This window comes from Halococcus hamelinensis 100A6 (genome assembly GCF_000336675.1).
Lineage (GTDB): Archaea > Halobacteriota > Halobacteria > Halobacteriales > Halococcaceae > Halococcus > Halococcus hamelinensis.
Genome location: NZ_AOMB01000041.1, coordinates 12,230 through 30,404 on the forward strand (window position 1 = coordinate 12,230; position 18,175 = coordinate 30,404).

An 18,175-nucleotide genomic window follows, 5' to 3' on the forward strand; every position below is an offset into this window, starting at 1 on the left:
GGTCAGTGCACCTCCTCGGCTCGAACGAGGGTGTCGTCTTCGAGGAACTCCTCGACGGTCTGGGCGTCGTCCTCGAGGACTTCGAGGTGTTCGCGCAGGCGCTCCGCCGTGTCCGGGTCCCCCAGGTCCTCCGCCAGCTCGATGTGTTCGCGGAGGCTCACGACCAGCACCGCGTAGCCGTCGAGGTCCCCTTCGAGCGAGGTGCGCACGTCGTAGAGGTTCTCCGCTTCGAGGTGGACCCCGGCGCGTGCCTGTATCGTCGGTGGCGTGTTCGGGGGGATCCCGCCGAGTTCGACGATCCGCTCGGCGAGGTCGTCGTTGATGTCGCGAGCGCGCTTGTAGGCGGCTTCGAGGAACTCGCCGACCGCCTCGTGTTCGGCACCCTCGACGGTCCAGTAGTGCTTTCTGAGGAGGTAGAACAGGTTGAACGACCCGGCGAAGTCGACCCCGAGCGCCTCGACCAACCGCTCGGCGACGTCGCCGGGGATGCGGAGTTCGTTCGGTTCGAGGGTTCCCCACTCCTGGAGCCGCTCGCCGGTATCGGGTTCGCGGACCAGCCGACCGTATCTCGTTGCCATTACGCGTGATATACCGGACGGCGACTTCAAGGATGGGGTCGACCCGCGGGAACGCCGTCGTCGGTGGGAGTTCGACGGCCTGAGAGGGTGACCGAACGGGCGTCCTTGGGATGGCGACGATCGGGGGGAGAATCCCCTCAGAGGCCGAGCTTCGAGGCGAGCGCGTCGTCGAGGTCGCCCTCCGTGGCGAACAGCCGTCGCATCTCCTCGTCGGTGAGTTCGAAGTCGAAGACGTCGAAGTTCTCGCGGACGTGTTCCGGGTTCGACGACCGCGGGATCGTCGACACGTACGGCTGCTGGAGCAGCCAGCGGATCGCGACCTGTCGGGGCGTTTTCCCGTGTGTGTCCGCGGTCTCCTGGACGACGTCGTCTTCGAGTCGGTCCCCGAGCTTGATCGGGCTGTAGGCGGTGAGCATGACCCCCTGGTCGATACAGAACGAGAGGAGGTCGTCCTGGCGCTCGGCGAGGCTGTACTCGACCTGATTGGTGAGGATCGGTGCCGAGGAGTGCTCGATCGCGTTCTTCGTCTCCTCGACGGAGAAGTTCGACACGCCGATGTGTTTCACGACGTCCTCCGAGACGAGTTCGTTCATCGCGTCGAGGGTCTCCTCGTGGGAGGGCTCCTGGTCGGGCATGTGGATGAGCAGGAGGTCGACGTAGTCGGTGTCGAGCCGGGTGAGGCTCTCGTAGGTCGAATCGACGACCGCCTCGTGGTCGCGGTTGCCGCCGTCCAGCTTCGTGGTGACGAACAGCTCCTCGCGGTCGAGCCCCGAATCGGCGATCGCCGCCCCGACCGCGGACTCGCTGTCGTACATCTGTGCCGTGTCGATGTGGCGATAGCCGGCATCGAGCGCGGCCGAGATGGCGTCGTATCGCTCCTCGTCGGTGTCCATGCCCGCCGTCCCGAACCCGAGCGCCGGAACGTCGGCGTCCGCTATCGTGATGGGTTCCACGCGTGGGCTTCACGGTGAACGAATAAAGCCGTTCGTGGTAGGCCACGTGATCGTACGGGCCGACGACGGGGTCGAAACTATCGGCATGGTATTTACCCCCGCCCATCGTCGTGGGACGAATGGAGACCCGTCCGCTCGGCGACGTCGGCCACGACAGCTCGGTCCTCACCTTCGGTACCATCGCGTTGGACTTCCTCGACCAGGACGACGCCGACCGGATGGTCGAGGACGTTCTCGATGCGGGGGTCAACCACTTCGACGTCGCGCCGACCTACGGCGACGCCGAACGCAAACTGGCACCGAAACTCGCCGAACACCGCGACGAGATCTTCCTCGGCTGTAAGACCCAGGAGCGCACCTACTACGGCGCGTGGGGCGAACTCCAGAAGTCCCTCGACCGGCTCGGCACCGACTCGATCGACCTCTATCAGTTCCACGCGGTCACCCGCTACGACGAACTCGACACCATCACGGGCGACTACCATCCCGAGATGTCCCAGGGCGAACACGACCCGGGCGCGCTGCAGGCGTTCAAGGACGCCAAGGAGGAGGGGCTGATCGACCACATCGGGCTGACGAGTCACGGCGACCCGAGCCTCATCCGGGCGGCGATCGAGCGCATTCCCGAACTCGAATCGGTGATGTTCCCGTTCAACTACACACTCGATTCGAAGGCGGGCCCCGAGTACGACTACCGCTCGGTTCTCGACCTCGCCCAGGAACGCGGCCTCGGGACCCTCTGCATCAAGGGATTCGCGAAGCAACCGTGGTCGGACGACCTCCCCGAGGACGAGCGCCCCTACGCCACGTGGTACGAGCCCTACGACGAGAAGGATGACCTCGTCGACTGTCTGCGATACGCGCTCTCGCAGGGGATGACCAGCATCCCGAGCGCGGGCGACCCCCAGCTCGTCCCGGCGATCCTCGATGCGGCGACCGCGTACGAACCCCTCAACGAGGACGAGGAGGCGCGGCTCCTTGAGGCCGGACGGACCAACGAGTCCCCGGTTCCCGATCCGTAGCAGTCTCGCTACCACCGGCGATATTCTTCCCCTATCCAGGGGACAGCGTACGGATCGAGTCTACTCGATGTCGACGACGACCTTCCCCTGGTGGTCGCCGCTCTCCAGGTATCGGTAGGCCTCGCGCGCCGCGTCGAACTCGAAGACGCGGTCGACGACGGGCGTCGTGCCGGTCGTGTCGAGCGCGCGGTTCATCCGGTCGAACATCGCCCGGCTGCCGACCCCGAAGACCCCTTCGAGCGTGACCGCCTTCCCGAGCACCGGCGACGGGTCGATCTCACCCTGTTGACCCGTCAGAACACCGATGAGGTGGACGTGGCCGTTGATACCCGCCGCGCCGAGCGAGCGTTCGAGCGTGCCCTGACCACCGACCTCGACGACGTGGTCGACGCCCTCGCCGTCGGTGCGCTCCATGACCGTCTCGTGCCAGTCGGGCGTCTCCTCGTAGTTTATCGTCTCCCAGGCACCCAGCTCGCGGGCCCGGTCGAGCTTCTCGTCGCTGGAGGAGGTGACGACCGAGCGCGCGCCGTGCATCTCGGCGAACTGGAGCGCGAACGTCGAGACGCCGCCCGTCCCGAGCGCGAGGACGGTCTCGTCGGCGCTGAGACCCCCGTCCTCGACGAGGGCTCGCCACGCCGTGAGCCCCGCACACGAGAGGGTCGCCCCTTCCTCGTACGAGAGGTGGTCCGGGAGACGGGGCACGCTCTCCGCGGGGAACGTGGCGTACTGCGTGAGCGCGCCGTCGACGTTCCCGCCGGTGCTCGTCGCGAGCTTCTCGTCGGTCCCCGGCCCGTCGACCCAGTTCGGGGCGAACGGGGTCGCGACCCGGTCGCCCTCGGCGAGGCGCTCGACGGCGGCCCCGACCTCGACCACGTCCCCGGCCCCGTCCGAAAGCGGGACGACCGGGAGGGACGCGCCCGGATACGCGAGCTCGCTGTTCGCGATCGCGAGGTCGCGGTAGTTGAGCGAGGCGGCCCGCAGCCGGATCAGCACCTCGTCGTCCGCCGGCGTCGGTCGGTCGCGCTCCGTTCTGGTCACCCCTTCGTAGTCGGGGTCGGTCTCGCGGACTTCGTAGGCGTCCATCGATCGACGAATGCGGTCGGCGATGGGAAAGGCGTCCGATCGCGGTGGTCTTCGACGCGGGAACACCGCGACCATCCCCGGAGATCGTATCCTTTTACTATATTGAACTATTGTGTTCGCTATTGACGGGGGAAATCGAGAGTAAATGATTCGACAGAAAGCCGATCTACGGGGAGTCGACGGCCGACCAACGACGGTGTGGCGATGACGGAGGGTCGCGTGCTCGTTCTCGACGCCGAGCGCCGACAGGCGGTGGTGGCGATCCGCTCGCTGGGGAGCGCCGGCGTCGACGTCACGGCCGCCTCGGGACTGCGGGTGAACACCGGCGCGGCCTCGAAACACGCCGACCGCTGCGTCCGGTATCCCCGACCCCGGACCGACCGGGGCGGGTTCGTCGACCGCATCGAACGGGAGGTTCGCGAGCGGGAGTACGACATGGTGCTGCCGATGGCCGACCCGACGGTGGTCCCGGTCGTCGAGGCACGCGGTCGTCTCGAACCACACGTACGGGTTCCGTTCCCGGACGCCGAGACGCTCCGTATCGGGACGGACAAGAAGCGAACCGTCGAAGCGGCTCGTGCCGCCGGCGTTCCCCACCCGAAAACACTCGTCTCCGAGGAACTGGACCTCGAGGCGGTCGAATCGGAGGTCGGCTATCCGGTGGTTCTGAAGCCGCGGATGGGCGCTGGCCGGGTCGGAGTGTCGGTCTGTGACAACCCGGCCGAACTCGAGGCCGCCTACGCGAACGCCGACGACCGGCATCGACCGCTCCTCGTCCAGGAGTTCATCCCGAACGGGGGCGAACGAGGGGTCTACACCCTCTACAATCACTCGTCGGAGCTCAGAGCCGTGACCGTCCAGCAGCGACTCCGCACCGACCCCCCGGAGGGCGGTACGAGTTCCCTCCGCGAGACCGTCGCCGACCCCGAACTGGTCTCGTCGACGGACGAGTTCCTCTCGGGGCTCGGCTGGCAGGGGGTGGCGATGGCCGAGTTCCGGGTCGACCCGCGCGACGGCGAGGCGAAACTCCTCGAGATCAACCCCCGGCTCTGGGGAAGCCTCGCGCTCACCGTCGCTGCGGGTGCCGACATCCCCGTCCTCCTGCACCGGCTGGCGACCGAGGGGGACTGCGAGACGAGCCTCGACTATCAGGTGGGGGTTCAGGCGCGCCACCTCCTCGGTGACGTTTCGAACCTGCTCGCCAGTGCGGACAAGCGCTCGGCTCTCCGGGCCTTCCTTCGTCCGGCGGACGGCCCGCGCTACCACGACGTGCTCTCGACGGACGACCCGGGCGCGACGGCGCTCTACTTCCTCTCGGAGGTCGGTAAGTTCGCGTCCCGTCGGCTCCCGCGCCTCCGACGACCGACCACCGATGCCGGTCCCTGAGGGGAGTACACAGGACACCGATTCGAGCGCGGTGAAGCCGTTTCACCGCCGATCACCGCCGATGTCAGAACCCCCTCGTCGCCTACACCGATGGCTTGGTCAGGATCTCGGTCCCCCCGATCCGGTAGCGGTGTTTCTCGCCCCACGCCGTCTCGATGGTCTCGGGGGTTCGGTCGCCGTCGACGATGGATTCGAGGTGGTCGCGGAGCGTATCGAGGACCGAGAGGTCCTCGTCCGCGATCGGCGGGTTGTGGCCCGTCAGCAACGTCGAGAAGGCGTTCGCCTCCCGGAGCTCGATGACCCGCTCGAAGCTCTCGATGTACCGCCGGATGTCACAGTCCCGAAAGTGAACGTACAGGTTTCGGTCGCCGTGGACGAGGTCCCCACCGTAGAGCCGGTCCCGGTCGCGGTCGAGGACGCCGAGCTGGCCCGGTGAGTGGCCCGCGAGGTCGACGAGTTCGAGCCGTCGGTCCCCGAGTTCGATCACGTCCCCGGCTTCGACCGGCTCGACGCCCGTGACCGGCGGCACGTCGAACGTCTCGGAGTCGACCTCGTCCGGGAGCGAGCCGCCGGCCGCGAGGTGCTCTTCGACGAACCGTTTCGGACGGCCGACGAACTCCTCCGAGAGCGAATCGATCCGAACCTCGCCGGCGGCGGACTCGGTCGGGTGGACGTGCGCCCGGTCGAACTGATGCCCGGCCCCGATGTGGTCCCAGTGGGTGTGGGTGAGCAGGAGTCGAGCGCTATCGCCAGCGAGCTCGCCGCACGTCTCCCGGAGGTCGCCGACGCCGAACGCCGAATCGACGACCAGTCGCGCCTCGCCGTCGGTCAGGAGGTACGCGTTGCTCGGAACGCCGTTCAGGGTCTCGGTGAGCCGGTAGTCGTCCGCCGTCGTCGACGCCGTCTCGTACCAGTCCGTCGTGCGATTCATCCCGACGCACGGACCGCCGGCGGTTTGGGGATTTCGACCGTCCCGTTCCGCGGGAGGACTCGTCCGTTCGACTCACCGAGCGGTGTTCGAGGACGGAAGAAAGGTCGTCAGTCGTCGGCGACCGTATCCGCCGCCGTGTTCGCACCGCCGCCGACCCAGGTCCCGCTCCCGAGGTCGATCGCCCGGTTCCACTTCGCGGCGACCGCCGAGACCGCGAGGTCGCCGGTCACGTTGTTCATCGTCGCGATCCGACCCAGGATCGGGTCGACGGCGGCGACGAACCCGACGACGGTCAGTGGGAGGCCCGCCTGCTGGAGGATCACGGTGAGCATGATCAGCCCCGCGCCGGGGACCCCGGCGGTGCCGATGCTGATCAGGACCGTCACGAGGAGCACCGAGACCTGCGTGCCGAGGTCGAGCGGCTGGCCCACCACGTTGGCGGCGAACACCACCGTCACGGTCTGTCGGATCGCCGCCCCGTCCATGTTGGCGGTGGAGCCGAACGGCAACGAGAAGCCGTAGACGCTCTCGTCGATCCGGAGGTTCTCCTCGGCGTCGCGCATCGTGACCGGCAGCGTCGCGCTCGATGACCGGGTGCTGAACGCCATCACCATGGCGTTCTTCGCCCCCCGCAGGAACGCGACGGGTGACTTCCCGAGGAGTCCACCGACGATGCCGCCGAGATAGGTGAGGCCGATGTGGATGACGACGCCGAGGGCGACGACCCCGACGAGCGAGGCCAGCGCGAGGACCGCGCCGACGTCCTCCCCGGCGAGTTCGGCGGCGACGAGCGCGAAGACGCCGACGACGCCGAACTCCATCACACCCCAGACGATGGTGAACAGGGCCTCCATGCCGGCCTCGGCCAGCGAGAAGAAGGTCTCGGCCCCGCGGCGAACCGACTCGTCGGCGGCCGTGTCGCGGGCGATCGCCAGCGCGATCCCGAAGACGATGGTGAAGAAGATTATCGGGAGGAGGTTCCCCTCCGCGAGGGCGTTGAGGGGGTTCTCGGGCACGATCCCGAGCACGAGTTCCTGGATGCTCGGGACCTGTGCCGACTCCGCTTCGCCCCCGGTGAAGGCGAGGCCGGTCCCCGGATCGAGGAGGTTCGCCACCGCGAGTCCGATGACGCCAGCGACGGTCGTCGTCACCGCGTAGAGCCCCACGACGCTGCCCCCGACGCGCCCCATCTGCGTCGGCGAGAGCTGTCGAACGCCGACGAGGAGGCTGAAGACGACGACCGGGACGACGATCATCTGGAGCAATCGGAGGAAGAGGTCGCCGATGGGGGCGAGCACCGTCGCCGGCTCGCCGACGCCGAAGGCGACGACGACGCCGAGCACGAACGAAACCGCGAGACGATACACGACCGGGATCGCCCGATATCGATTCCAGAGGGACCGTACCGAACGCCCTGTTTCAGACACACTGACAGTACCCCTCTGAGACGGGTAGGCGTGTCGGGATGGGACGGATCGGGGTGGGCCGGGGACGGGGATCGTCAACGACCGCCGGCCCGTTAAATCAGCGGGTATCGGTATCAGGATTTATCAGGTCGCGGTCGGTCGATCGACGCATGACCGAACCGCTCGCCATCGAAGCCGACGACCTCGAGAAGCGGTACGGGGGAACGCGGGCCGTCCACGACCTCCGGTTCTCGATCGAGCGGGGGACGATCTACGGGTTCCTCGGGCCGAACGGCGCGGGCAAGACCTCGACGATCCGGATGCTCACCACGCTCACCCACCCCTCGGCGGGGTCGGCACGGATCATGGGTCACTCCGTCGAGGAGCGCTCGAAGGTGACCCCGCACATCGGCTACCTCCCCGAGGAACCGCCGTTGTACGACGAACTCACGGGCCGCGAACAGCTCACCTACATCGCCGGGCTGCGCGATATGCCGACCGAGCGGGCCGCCGAGCGCATCGACACCTTCCTCGACCGCTTCGACCTCACCGGGGCCGCCGACGACCGGATCGCGACCTACTCGAAGGGGATGAAACAGAAGACCGGCATCATCCAGGCGCTGCTCCACGAGCCGTCCGTCGTCTTCCTCGACGAACCCACCTCCGGGCTCGACCCCCGGGCCGCCCGGACCGTCCGGGAGATCATCGCCGAGGTCGCCGCCGGGGATTCGACCGTGTTCCTCTCGACGCACATCCTCCCGGTGGTCGAGGAGCTGGCGGACACGGTCGGCGTGCTCTTCGACGGTACGATGGTCGCCGAGGGCGCACCCGACCGCCTCAAGGACCGCGTCGAGACCGGTGCCGGGAGCTCCCTCGAAGACGTCTTCCTCGAACTCACCGAGGAACGACCCGTCGAACGGGAGGCCGGCCCGGCCGAATGAGCCCGCCCGACGGGTCCGCTTCGAGCGACAACGGGACCACGAGAGATTCCCGGAGGAACCGGAATGGCGATACCGGAACGGAACGGCCCCCGCGCCCCGACGGGCTCGGGCACGTTCTCGACGATGCCCGACTGGTCGCCCGGACCGAGCTCCGTCGCCGTCGCCGGTCGCTCGGCGAGAACGACCGGATGCTCGTCGTCTGGGCGTTCGGCGCTCTCTTCGGGTTGGTGTTCGTGCTGGTGTTCCTGGGCGGGGCCTACTCGCTCGGGACGATGGTCGGCACCGAGGGGTTCGCCGATGCGCTCCCGATCGCCCGCGGCATCGTTCTCGGCGTCTGTGGCTACGTCACCTTCATCAAGACGATTCGAACGGTGCAAGAGCGGAACGCGCTCGATGCGCCCGCGGGGATACTGACGGCCACCTCGCCCGCCGCGGCGGCGGTCGGCCTGCTCCTCGCGGACTACGCGGTCGTCGCCGGGGTCGCCGTGCTCCCGCTCGTGGTGGCGGGGCTCCTGTTCGCCTTCGGCGCGGGCACGCCGGCGAGCGTCGTCGTCGCCCCGGTCGTGCTGCTCGCCGCGCTCGCGCTCGGCGTCGTGCTCGGCTTCGTTCTGGGGCTGGTCATCAAGACCCTCGTTTCCCGCTTCGCGATAGTCGCACGACTCAAGACGGTGTTGAGTATCGCGCTCTTCGTCGCCTATCTGGCGGTGCTGTGGAGCGGCGGGCTGAATAGCGTTTTCGGACGGGCGTTCGGCGTGGTCCAGCGAACGCCGCTCGGCTGGGTCACCGACCTCGCGCTGTTCGGCACCCCCGACCCGGCCATCGGTATCGTGCGACCGGCGGCGGCCGCGGTGGCGCTGGTGGTCGCCGTGCCGCTGTTGACGTGGGTCGTCGTCCGGCTCGACCGTGGGCTCTGGTACAACGACCCCGTCCAGCCGAGCCAGAGCGGGAGTTCGATACTGGGCGGGCGGTCCTCGACGTCCTCGGACGCGCCCGAAGGGAGTTCCGCCGGGACGGCCGCCCCGTCGTCACCGACCGCCACGACCGACGCGCTCGCGACGGGGGTCTCGGACCGGCTGTTCGGCGGTCGCGTCCCGCGACCGACGCTTCGGGTGGCACAGAAGAGCTGGCGGCGGGCGTATCGAGCGCCGATGAAGCTCCAGTACGCGGTCATCCCGGTCTTCTTCCTCGTCAGCCCGATCCGGCGAAGCATCGAGTCGGGGACGGTCGCACCGGTGTTGCCGGCGGCGGTCGCCATCTACGGGGCGTGGGCGACGGGTGCGTCGTTCACGCTCAACCCGCTCGGCGACGAGGGGGCGGTGTTGCCGGTCACGCTCACGACGCCGGTCTCGGGCGAGCAGGTGCTCTCCGGACTGATGCTGGCCGGGCTGGCCGCGGGTGCGCCGGTGACCGCGCTCGTCGCGACGGGGCTCGGGATACTGAGCCCCCTCGGTGTCGTCAGTTCGGTCGCGGTCGGCCTGCTCGGCGTCGTCCTGTGTGTCGGTGCCTGTGCGATCGGTGCCGGCGTCGGGGCGGCCTATCCGAAGTTCGAGCGCACGCGGATAAGCCGGAGCCGGAAGGCCGTCGTGCCGAGCCTGTCGGCCTTCCTCGTCTACTCGCTGGCGCTGCTGGCCGTCTCGCTCCCGGGGCTCGTGATGGGGGTTCCGGTCGTCGCTGCGTGGGCGGGCGATACGGTTGGGGCTCCCCCGTCGGCGGTCACGCTCGGTGGGTTGGTGGTGACGGTGATGCTCGCGACCGTGGTCGGTCGGGTCGCCACCCGGTCGGCCGGCGAGACCATCGCCGAGTACCGATTCTGAACCCCACCTCGGGGATTTCCGGGCACACTTTCTTCCACCATGAGCCCGTTCGACGCGCTCTGTACCCACGAAACCGGTCGACTTCATCCGGTTCGTATCACTTCGATATCTTTTTCGGCGTATGGATACGACGACGCAAGACATGACGAGCGTTCCAGGGCCGGCCGTTACGTCGATGTTCACTGTGGAGACGAATGCTACTACGCGACACCCCTATTGAGAATGACACTAAAGACGAGTGAGAGAACCGGGCCGCGGGTGTCTCCATGACCGGGTTCGTCGGTGGGGCGGTCACCGGGCAACCGCTTCGACGACTGGCCGACGGGATGCACCACGAACCGTGGTACGAACACGAGTTCTTCGAGAGCGGGACACACGGGGTCGGGTTCGCTCACCACGGGGAGCACGACCCGCTCGGCCACACCACCTGGCGGGGCGGCGGCCGCATGGGTATCGTCTACGGCGGGATAACCGGTCGTGACCGACCGGCCGAGGCGTTCGACCGGCTGCTCGATGCCCCGGCGACGCTCGCCGACCTCGACGGGTCGTTCGCCGTCGTCTGCCTCGATACCCGGGGGGAGACCGACCGGGTCCTGGTCGCGACCGACAAGCTCGGTACGCGGCCGTGTTATTACGCCGAGGACCGGGCGCTGTTCGGCTCGTCGCTCAGTACGCTCCTGACCCAACTCGACGACCCGACCGTCGACGAGCAGGCGATAAGCGACATGCTCCTTCTGGGGAACCTCTGGGGGGACCGAACGCTCATCGACGAGATAAAGGCGCTTCCACCGGCGACGGTGCTCGAGTACGCCGACGGGGAGATACGGACCGAACGGTACTGGAAGCCCGACTTCGAGAGCGCGCCGCGCCGGGGATACATCCCCGAACTGAAGACCCGGTACCGGGAGGCGATCGACGATACCTCCTCGACCTTCGGCGATACGGCCGGGCTGTGGCTCTCCGGTGGGCTCGACAGCCGAACGCTGGCGGACGGGCTGGCACGGAACGCCGGCCGTACGTTCGATTCGCTCGTCGCCTACACCTACGATGCGAACCCACGGGGTGGCGGCAACCCGGCGCTCGCCCGGCAGGTGGCCACACAGCTCGACGTCGAGGTCGAGGAGCTCGTGATGACGCCCGAGCGCTTCCTCGACGTCTTCGAGACGAGCGTCGACCTCACCGACGGGATGCTCCGGTGGTCGTCGCTGCTCAACCTCTCGACGATATTCAACCTCGATGGCAAGCCGGCGAACGTCCTCCTCGAAGCGTCGGGACAGGGCGAACTGGTCGGCCAGCACCCCCGCCGATACAACTTCACCGAGTACGACTCGGCGGTCGAGGGGCTGATGCGAAGCGAACAGATGGTCGATACCGACACCGTCCAGTCCCTCCTGACCATCGATGCCGACCCGCTCCGGACCTTCGAGGAGACGGTCGCCGAGAGCGACGAGACGACACAGCGGGGACGGATGCTCGACGTCCACTACGCCAACTACTACTCGCGAATGACCCTCGCGAGCAACACGGTGCCACGGAGCCAGGCCGGGACACGGGTACCGTTCGTCAACAAGGACTTCCTCGAACACACCGCAGCGCTGCCCCAGGAGTACCGGATGGGGACGTTTCCGCTCACCGACGGGGCGATCCCGTACGGGATGACGCGACCGAAACACGAACTCGCACGCGAGCTCGACAACGGGCTGGACCGGATCCCCTACGAACGGACGGGACTCAGCCCACGTCGACCCTTCCTGGCCCATCTCGCCGGTTTCGTCCTCAAGACCGGCACCGCCCGACTCCGCTCGAAGGTCGCCTACGGCGGGGCCCACGAACCCGACATCTGGTATCGCGAGCACGAGGGGTTGCGCGAACGCATCGACGACCTCCTCCGGGGGGCCTGCGAGCGGCCGTGGTTCGACGCCGACGAGATACGCCGGCTCCGAGGCGAACACCTCCGCGGCGAGGCCAACCACATGACGACCTCGCTCGCGGCGATCACGACCCTCGAGTGCTGGTTCCAGCGCCACCTCGACTGAGGACCACCCCGATCAGCTCGTATCCCGCACGGCGAGCGGCAGGGCCCAGTCGTCCGCGTTCTCGAACGCGACGGCGGTGTCGTCGAGCGCCGTCACGAACAACACGTAGCCGGTGCGAAACCGACGCAGCAGCGGCAGGTCGTCCGGGACGAAGCCGCTTTTCAGGAGCAGGGTGCGCGGGAGGCTCGTCTCCGTCGCCACGACGACGTCGCTGTTCGCCTGCCGGTCGAGCGTCCGTGCGAGCAGCGCGCCGAGCGCGGGTTCCTCGATGTCGGTCATGGGGAGCACGTCCGCGATGTGGGTTATCCTCGTGCCGAAGGCCGTCCGCGTCCGGGTGACGACAGCGCCAATGGGGTCGCCGTCGCGCGTCGCGAGATGGGTCGCGGTCGACCATCGAGGGCTGTCGTATCGCCACTCGTAGTAGGGCTCGTCGCCGCTGACGTGGAGTGCGTCGGGGACGTGACGACGGTACAGCGAGGCCACCGTCGCGGCGGGAACCCCCGACTCGTGCTGGATTCGAACGTCGGAAGCGCGCCGGACGAGCTGGTCACAGGCGGCGAGGTAGCCGCGAGCGAGACCACCTCCGAGCCGTCCGAGGGCTCGTGTGACCCGGTCGTCGCGGAACACCGAGAGCGGCGCGGCGGGGTTCTGGACGCGATAGTACATCCGTGCGGTCGTCACCTCGTGCCAGCCCCAGTGGGCGTAGATCGGTCGCGAGTTCTCGTTCGTCAGGCAGAACAGGAGCGAGACGCGCCCGTCGAGGTGGTCGATCGTCCGCCGGTTCAGCCGGCTGAACAGCCCTTCGCCGCGATGGGCCGGATGCAACATCATGTTCTGGAAGTAGCCGGCCCGGAGAGCCGTCTCACCCGCGGACAGGGGGACGACTTGGTACGGACGGACCCCGACGATCTCGGTTCGGTGTTCGGCGACGAACATCGGGACCGCCTCGGAGTAGGGGGTCCGGGCGAACTTCCACTCGAACCACTCCGGGTCCGGCCTGTGGCCGCTCACGGTTTCGTAGAGGGCGCGAACGCTGTCTTCGTCGGTCGGTTCGTACGGCCGGACCCGATACGCGTCGCTCATTCGTCGGTCGGCCGGCGTCGTTGGCTCCGTTCGAACCGGCGCTCACCGGGCACTGGGTCGTCCATCGAGTGTCCCAACGCGGGCCCGGCTAATCATCGTTCTGAGACGTGGTCGGGTTCGGTGTTCACCGAGACCGTTCGGGGACGGCTCACTCCGAGTCGTCCAACTGGGCGGTGAGCTCCGAGTCCCCCTCGGGGATGTATCGTCGGACGAACGGGATCGTTATCGGGAGCTTGTCCTCGACCAGTTCGAGCGGGATGGTGTCCTCGGCCTGGAGACAGCCCGTGAGCGCCGCGACCACGACCGTCGAGACGACGCACGCGACGACCACCACCGGGAAGACGACGATGGTCAGCGTGAGGTACTGCGAGACGAACACCATCGTCGGGACCAGTATGCCCGGGAGGAGCACGTAGGTCCGGACCGTCCACTTCGAGAACGGCGTGATGCCGTGGGTGTACCAGAGCACGACGAACGCGATGACGTTGAGGGCGACGAACGAGACGGCTGTCGCCGTCGCGGCACCCATCAGCCCGAACGCGGGTATCAGGACGGCGTTGAGCACGATGTTGAGGACGGCGGCGACGGTGTTGACCGCGAGGATGATCCGGGTGTAGCCGATCGCCGCGAGGGTGTCCTGGGCCCGACCGACAGCCGCGCTGATGAAGAACCCCGTCGCCAGGAGCCAGAGGGCGTCGCTACCGCCCGCGTACTCCGTGCTGAAGACCAGCGAGACGGTGTCGTACGGGAACGAGACGAACAGCAGGTAGAGGGGGAAACCGGCGATGAAGAGCCACTTCGTCGTGACCTTGTAGATCTCGTTTATCTCGTCGTAGCTCTCCTCGGAGTCGAGCCGGGAGGTGAGCGGGAGGTACAGGAAGCCGAACGAACTCAGGATCACCGGGAGACCGGAGGCGAGCTGGTAGGCGGGGTCGTAGAGCCCCACGACGGTCGTGGTCTCGAAGTACCCGAGCATGAGTGTGTCGACCTCGCCGAGGATCTTCGAGACCATCGAGGCGAGGACCAGCGGGATCGAGAAGGTGAGGAGCTGGCGGGGGTAGAGATTGACCCCGCCCCGGAGCGGGAGGAGCCGATTCAGGAAGAAGTGGGCGACGACGACCGTCGCCATCGCGGCGGCCAGGTACGCGTAGCCGACGGCCATCACGCCGACGCCGGCGACCAGCAGCGCGACGATGAGGAAGAAGCGAAAGCCGTTGTAGAAGAGGTCCTGGCTGTAGGTCCGATAGATCGTGTTCTCGAAGCCCCTGATCGCCCCGACCGCCATGTAGAAACCGACGTTGAAGGGGATCGCGAGGATGAACAGGTTGAGGAGCGCCTGTGAGTCCGGCGTGTCGTAGATGAGGCCGACGATCGTCCGTCCGTTGAGGAGGAGGACGCCGGTGAAGACGAGCGAGACCCCGACCGCCAGCACCAGCCCGGTCACCCAGAGCCCGCGCACGTCCTGTTCGTCGTCGAAGCGGGACATGTACCGGGCGATGCCCTGGTTCAGGCCGAGAACGGTGAGCGTGGTACTCAACGCGAGCACGGAGAGGCCCAGCGCGACCTCCCCGTAGACCCCCGGGTCGAGAACCCGCGAGATGACGATGCGCTCGACGAGCTTCGAGGAAGAACCCAGTATCCCGCCGATGAGCATGAGGCTCGCGCTCGAAGCCAGACTCGAGAGGTCGGTGGTGGTAGAGTTAGACAAGGGAGACCCTTTCGAGCCTCCGTTTTACGGGCTCGGACTTATCAGCCTTGATTCATCCACGCGGGTGTGGTGAGAGGGTTTCGTTACGACCACGGATCACACGAGAACGGACATCTCGGTAGCGATAGCGGCCACGATGGAACCAGTACGAACCGACGCGAGTGTACACGGACGATCCGCCCTCACGACCGTTTCGACGGTATCGCCGTCGCGTGATCCGAAATCCTGCCGTCGTGAGGGTTTCCTGAACTCCCTGCCGACCCACAGAAGTGGCACGCGAGGCGGTCGAACCGTCAGCCAGTGGGTGTCCCGCCGGGTGTGGTCGGTTCGCCCGCGGCGACGCCGGCCCCTTCGCGTTCGGGCCGTTCTCCGAGGGTGACATCGAGGGTCCGTCGGTTCCCGTTTCGGCGGACGGTGACGGGCACCGTCTCGCCGGGCGAGGCGTTGAGCGCGAGATACGAGGAGAGTTCTTGGCGGGTGTCGATCCCGGTGCCACCGACGCCGACGATCACGTCACCGCCCGTCGGGACCGCGCCGCCCTCGACTCGTCGTCGGTCCTGGGTTCCCCGGAGAACGCCGGCGGCCGGTCCGTCGCGCGAGACCGCGTCGACGTAGACGCCGCGGGTGCGGTCGAGACCGTTGGCCTCGGCCAGCGACGGCGTCATCGTCGCGGAGGCGACGCCGAGATACGCGTGGGCGTACGTCCCGTCCTCGATGAGCGCGGGGACGACCCGCTCGACGAGCGCCGCCGAGATCGCGAAGGCGATGTTCTCGCCGCCGCCGGAGTTGATCACGCCGANGGGGACGACCCGCTCGACGAGCGCCGCCGAGATCGCGAAGGCGATGTTCTCGCCGCCGCCGGAGTTGATCACGCCGACCACCCGCGAGTCGAGGTCCATCAGCGGGCCGCCCGAGTTCCCCGGGTTCACCGCCGCGTCGGTCTGGACCGCGTCCGGGATGGTGTAGCCGTTCTGGGCGGGGATCGACCGGTTGACGCCGCTCACGATCCCGGTCGACGCCGAGCCGTCGAAGCGCCCGTACGGGTTGCCGATCGCCACCACCTCGGTGCCGATCGGGGGTTGCTCCTCGACGAGCGGGAGCGCGGTCGCGTACCCCGGCTTGTTCGTGACCTCGAGCACCGCGAGGTCGCTCGAAACGTCGGTCCCGACGACCGACGCCGAGCGCCAGCCCCCCTCCGCGAACCGCACCCGGACCGACGAGGCCTCGCTCACGACGTGCTCGTTCGTCACCACGTAGCCGTTCCGGTAGACGAACCCCGACCCCGTGGCGGGCCCCGCCGGGGTGGTCGCGTCGATCAGCACCACCGACTGGATCGTGTTCCGATAGACACGCGTGTAGGGGCTGGGCGTCCCGTCCGCGGACCGCGTGGCGTTCGTCGTCGTGTTCGTCGTGGGAGTCGCGTTCGCCGTCGTTTCGTTGCCGGTGGCGGTGCCCTCGGTATCGCCGAGCGCGTTCGAACAGCCCGCGAGACCGGCCGCGAGGACCGCCCCCACCCCGCCGAGGTACTCCCGTCGGCTGGGGCCTTCGCTCATCGCTCCCCCGCCGTCGCCGTCGTTCCCTCGATAGATCCCAGCGGACCGGTTCCGAGTGTCGTCCGTCGCGTCCGTCGACCGGTTCGTTCCATTACGCCCGACCGTTGGAACGCGTCGAATAAAGGCCCCGGCCGTGGTTTCACGCGTTGAAGACACCCCGATTCGAGAGTGACGAACGGGTCAGTACCGGTACAACGAGTAGAGCAACGACAGGAGCCCGAGGACGACGAGCACGCCGCTGAGGGTCTGTATCCTGAGGAGTTCGAGGCCGCCGAGGAGGAACGAGCCCTTGATCCCGACCTGGTAGACCACGATGACGACGTTGCCGGTGGCCACGAGCCCGAAGCCGAGCGCCGCGAGCTGGAACGAGCGGTCGCGTTCGCGTCGATAGGCCAGATAGCTGATCGCCGCGAGCACACCGCCGACGAGGAGGACGAGGACGCTGGCCGAGAGGGTCGTCCAGAACTCCGTCGGTTGGCGCAGTCGAACGAGAGCGGTCGTGACGGTCGTGGCCAGTGTCATCGCGTTCGGCCGACCTCCTCGGGACGGTCGCCGAGGTCGCGCCAGAACGCGCCGAACCGGTCGACGATGTCGCGTTTGAGCCGGACGGTCGCGCTGAAGCCGGTTCGTTCGACGTCGAGCCGGATCGTTTCGAGGTTCGAGACGTAGAGCGTGTAGTGGTTGCCGTCGTCGGCGACCCGGACGACCTCTTCGAGGAGGTCCTGTTCGACGAGCGCGTTGACCCGGCGATAGACCGTCGGCAACGAGGTTCCACACCGTTCGGCGAGGCTCCGAGCGGACCGGGGTTCGTCCTCGGCGGCCACGAGGATCTCGCGAGCGTGGTTGCTACAGAGGGCCTCGAAGACGACGTCGGGGTCGCGCTCTTCGCTCACACGTGGACCAACGGCGGTCGGACGAAAAAACTGGTCATGGGCTCCTCGTTCCCGTGGTCGCCGTAAGCCGGCCCGGAAACGATGGCGAACGAACAACGGTTCGGCTCGAACACATCGCGGAGAATCTTCCATCTAACCCCTTGGCAGAGGATTTTCACGTTTTCGTCCACCAGATTTAACCGCCGTAGATTCGTTGGCGTACGCATGTCATCGATCGAACTCACCGAGAGCCAGAAGACGATCCTCCAGGAGCTCGTCGACCTCTATCGGGACACCGAGGACGCGGTCAAGGGCGAGACGATCGCAGAGCAGATAGACCGAAACCCGGGCACGATACGCAACCAGATGCAGAGCCTGAAAGCCCTCCAGCTGGTCGAGGGGGTTCCGGGGCCGAAGGGTGGCTACAAGCCGACGGCGAACGCGTACAACGCGCTCGACATCGAGGAGATGGACGAGGCCGAATCCGTCCCGCTCGGCCACAACGGCAACCCGATCGAGGAGCAGGTCATCCAGGAGATCAACCTGATGAGCGTCCACCACCCCGAGAAGTGCCGGGCCGAGATCCGTCTGCAGGGCTCGGTGCGCGACTTCCACGAGGGCGATTCGATCACCGTCGGCCCGACGCCGAAATCGAACCTCGCCATCACGGGAACGATAGACGGCGTCGTGAACGCGGACAACAAACTGATCATCAATACGGAAACCATGGAAGCCCCCGTCGACCAGTAGATCCGCCGTGCCGGCTCGCTGGTCATCACGACGAGTGGCGTCGAGTGCGTGAAAACCCA

16 protein-coding genes are annotated in these 18,175 nt (G+C 67.6%); 6 read left to right on the top strand and 10 right to left on the bottom strand.

Translation table 11 applies throughout. The annotated features are described in order from the left end of the window. Positions 1-2: 2 nt before the first annotated feature. Both dpsA and C447_RS14065 read right to left on the bottom strand, forming a co-directional pair. The gene (dpsA, locus tag C447_RS14060; RefSeq protein ID WP_007695079.1) at positions 3-578 is read right to left on the bottom strand and encodes a DNA starvation/stationary phase protection protein DpsA; all 576 of its coding nucleotides are present in this window, start codon (positions 576-578) and stop codon (positions 3-5) included. A gap of 137 nt (positions 579-715) precedes the next feature. Next, positions 716-1,531, bottom strand: a complete 816-nt coding sequence (locus tag C447_RS14065) for an aldo/keto reductase (RefSeq protein ID WP_007695082.1) — start codon at positions 1,529-1,531, stop codon at positions 716-718. 119 nt (positions 1,532-1,650) lie between these two features. Between C447_RS14065 and C447_RS14070 the strand changes: the two genes are divergently transcribed. Further along, positions 1,651-2,553, top strand: a complete 903-nt coding sequence (locus C447_RS14070; RefSeq protein WP_007695084.1) for an aldo/keto reductase — start codon at positions 1,651-1,653, stop codon at positions 2,551-2,553. A gap of 60 nt (positions 2,554-2,613) precedes the next feature. Here C447_RS14070 and C447_RS14075 read toward each other — a convergent pair whose 3' ends face one another. Beyond that, positions 2,614-3,636 (bottom strand): zinc-dependent alcohol dehydrogenase family protein, encoded by a 1,023-nt coding sequence (locus tag C447_RS14075; RefSeq protein WP_029602008.1) that lies wholly within the window; start codon positions 3,634-3,636, stop codon positions 2,614-2,616. A gap of 204 nt (positions 3,637-3,840) precedes the next feature. Here C447_RS14075 and C447_RS14080 point away from each other — a divergent pair, with 204 nt between their 5' ends. Beyond that, positions 3,841-5,022: a carboxylate--amine ligase gene (locus tag C447_RS14080; protein WP_007695088.1), complete on the top strand. Its 1,182-nt coding sequence runs from the start codon at positions 3,841-3,843 to the stop codon at positions 5,020-5,022. A gap of 82 nt (positions 5,023-5,104) precedes the next feature. Here the strand turns inward: C447_RS14080 and C447_RS14085 are convergent, their stop codons facing one another. Then, positions 5,105-5,953 carry an MBL fold metallo-hydrolase gene (locus C447_RS14085; protein WP_007695090.1) on the bottom strand — a complete coding sequence of 283 codons (849 nt, stop codon included), beginning with the start codon at positions 5,951-5,953 and terminating at the stop codon, positions 5,105-5,107. A gap of 107 nt (positions 5,954-6,060) precedes the next feature. Beyond that, on the bottom strand, positions 6,061-7,320 hold the full coding sequence (locus C447_RS14090; protein ID WP_007695092.1) for a dicarboxylate/amino acid:cation symporter: 1,260 nt from the start codon (positions 7,318-7,320) through the stop codon (positions 6,061-6,063). Between the two features lie 209 nt (positions 7,321-7,529). Here C447_RS14090 and C447_RS14095 point away from each other — a divergent pair, with 209 nt between their 5' ends. The 3 genes from C447_RS14095 to C447_RS14105 all read left to right on the top strand — a co-directional run bounded on the left by C447_RS14095 (position 7,530) and on the right by C447_RS14105 (position 12,150). Further along, complete coding sequence (locus C447_RS14095) at positions 7,530-8,300, top strand: ABC transporter ATP-binding protein (protein WP_007695093.1); 771 nt, start codon at positions 7,530-7,532, stop codon at positions 8,298-8,300. Then, positions 8,297-10,114, top strand: coding sequence for a hypothetical protein (locus C447_RS14100; RefSeq protein ID WP_007695095.1), 1,818 nt, complete (start codon positions 8,297-8,299; stop codon positions 10,112-10,114). Before C447_RS14095 ends, C447_RS14100 begins: the two co-directional genes overlap by 4 nt. A gap of 266 nt (positions 10,115-10,380) precedes the next feature. Continuing rightward, positions 10,381-12,150, top strand: coding sequence for an asparagine synthase-related protein (locus tag C447_RS14105; RefSeq protein ID WP_007695097.1), 1,770 nt, complete (start codon positions 10,381-10,383; stop codon positions 12,148-12,150). A gap of 12 nt (positions 12,151-12,162) precedes the next feature. Here C447_RS14105 and C447_RS14110 read toward each other — a convergent pair whose 3' ends face one another. From C447_RS14110 to C447_RS14130, 5 genes are all read right to left on the bottom strand, one after another. Next, entirely contained in the window at positions 12,163-13,233 is a 1,071-nt protein-coding gene (locus C447_RS14110) for a GNAT family N-acetyltransferase (protein WP_007695099.1), read from the bottom strand. 148 nt (positions 13,234-13,381) lie between these two features. Beyond that, positions 13,382-14,887: a flippase gene (locus C447_RS14115; protein ID WP_007695100.1), complete on the bottom strand. Its 1,506-nt coding sequence runs from the start codon at positions 14,885-14,887 to the stop codon at positions 13,382-13,384. 347 nt (positions 14,888-15,234) lie between these two features. Beyond that, positions 15,235-16,494: a S1C family serine protease gene (locus tag C447_RS14120; RefSeq protein WP_007695102.1), complete on the bottom strand. Its 1,260-nt coding sequence runs from the start codon at positions 16,492-16,494 to the stop codon at positions 15,235-15,237. A gap of 180 nt (positions 16,495-16,674) precedes the next feature. Further along, a complete protein-coding gene (locus C447_RS14125; protein WP_007695104.1) occupies positions 16,675-17,016 on the bottom strand; it encodes a DUF7521 family protein in 342 nt (113 codons plus the stop codon). Then, positions 17,013-17,387: a winged helix-turn-helix domain-containing protein gene (locus tag C447_RS14130; protein WP_007695106.1), complete on the bottom strand. Its 375-nt coding sequence runs from the start codon at positions 17,385-17,387 to the stop codon at positions 17,013-17,015. The genes C447_RS14125 and C447_RS14130 overlap by 4 nt, the downstream gene beginning before the upstream one ends. A gap of 204 nt (positions 17,388-17,591) precedes the next feature. On the opposite strand from C447_RS14130, the gene C447_RS14140 reads away from it, so the two are divergent. Further along, positions 17,592-18,116 carry an HTH domain-containing protein gene (locus C447_RS14140; RefSeq protein ID WP_007695109.1) on the top strand — a complete coding sequence of 175 codons (525 nt, stop codon included), beginning with the start codon at positions 17,592-17,594 and terminating at the stop codon, positions 18,114-18,116. The last annotated feature ends 59 nt before the right edge of the window (positions 18,117-18,175 follow it).

Coding starts and splice junctions, on each gene's coding strand:
- C447_RS14075 (WP_029602008.1), bottom strand. CDS start 3,636: ATGGACGCCTACGAAGTCCGCGAGACCGACCCCGACTACGAAGGGGTG.
- C447_RS14110 (WP_007695099.1), bottom strand. CDS start 13,233: ATGAGCGACGCGTATCGGGTCCGGCCGTACGAACCGACCGACGAAGAC.
- C447_RS14100 (WP_007695095.1), top strand. CDS start 8,297: ATGAGCCCGCCCGACGGGTCCGCTTCGAGCGACAACGGGACCACGAGA.
- C447_RS14115 (WP_007695100.1), bottom strand. CDS start 14,887: ATGCTCATCGGCGGGATACTGGGTTCTTCCTCGAAGCTCGTCGAGCGC.
- dpsA (WP_007695079.1), bottom strand. CDS start 578: ATGGCAACGAGATACGGTCGGCTGGTCCGCGAACCCGATACCGGCGAG.
- C447_RS14070 (WP_007695084.1), top strand. CDS start 1,651: ATGGAGACCCGTCCGCTCGGCGACGTCGGCCACGACAGCTCGGTCCTC.
- C447_RS14095 (WP_007695093.1), top strand. CDS start 7,530: ATGACCGAACCGCTCGCCATCGAAGCCGACGACCTCGAGAAGCGGTAC.
- C447_RS14140 (WP_007695109.1), top strand. CDS start 17,592: ATGTCATCGATCGAACTCACCGAGAGCCAGAAGACGATCCTCCAGGAG.
- C447_RS14105 (WP_007695097.1), top strand. CDS start 10,381: ATGACCGGGTTCGTCGGTGGGGCGGTCACCGGGCAACCGCTTCGACGA.
- C447_RS14080 (WP_007695088.1), top strand. CDS start 3,841: ATGACGGAGGGTCGCGTGCTCGTTCTCGACGCCGAGCGCCGACAGGCG.
- C447_RS14085 (WP_007695090.1), bottom strand. CDS start 5,953: ATGAATCGCACGACGGACTGGTACGAGACGGCGTCGACGACGGCGGAC.
- C447_RS14125 (WP_007695104.1), bottom strand. CDS start 17,016: ATGACACTGGCCACGACCGTCACGACCGCTCTCGTTCGACTGCGCCAA.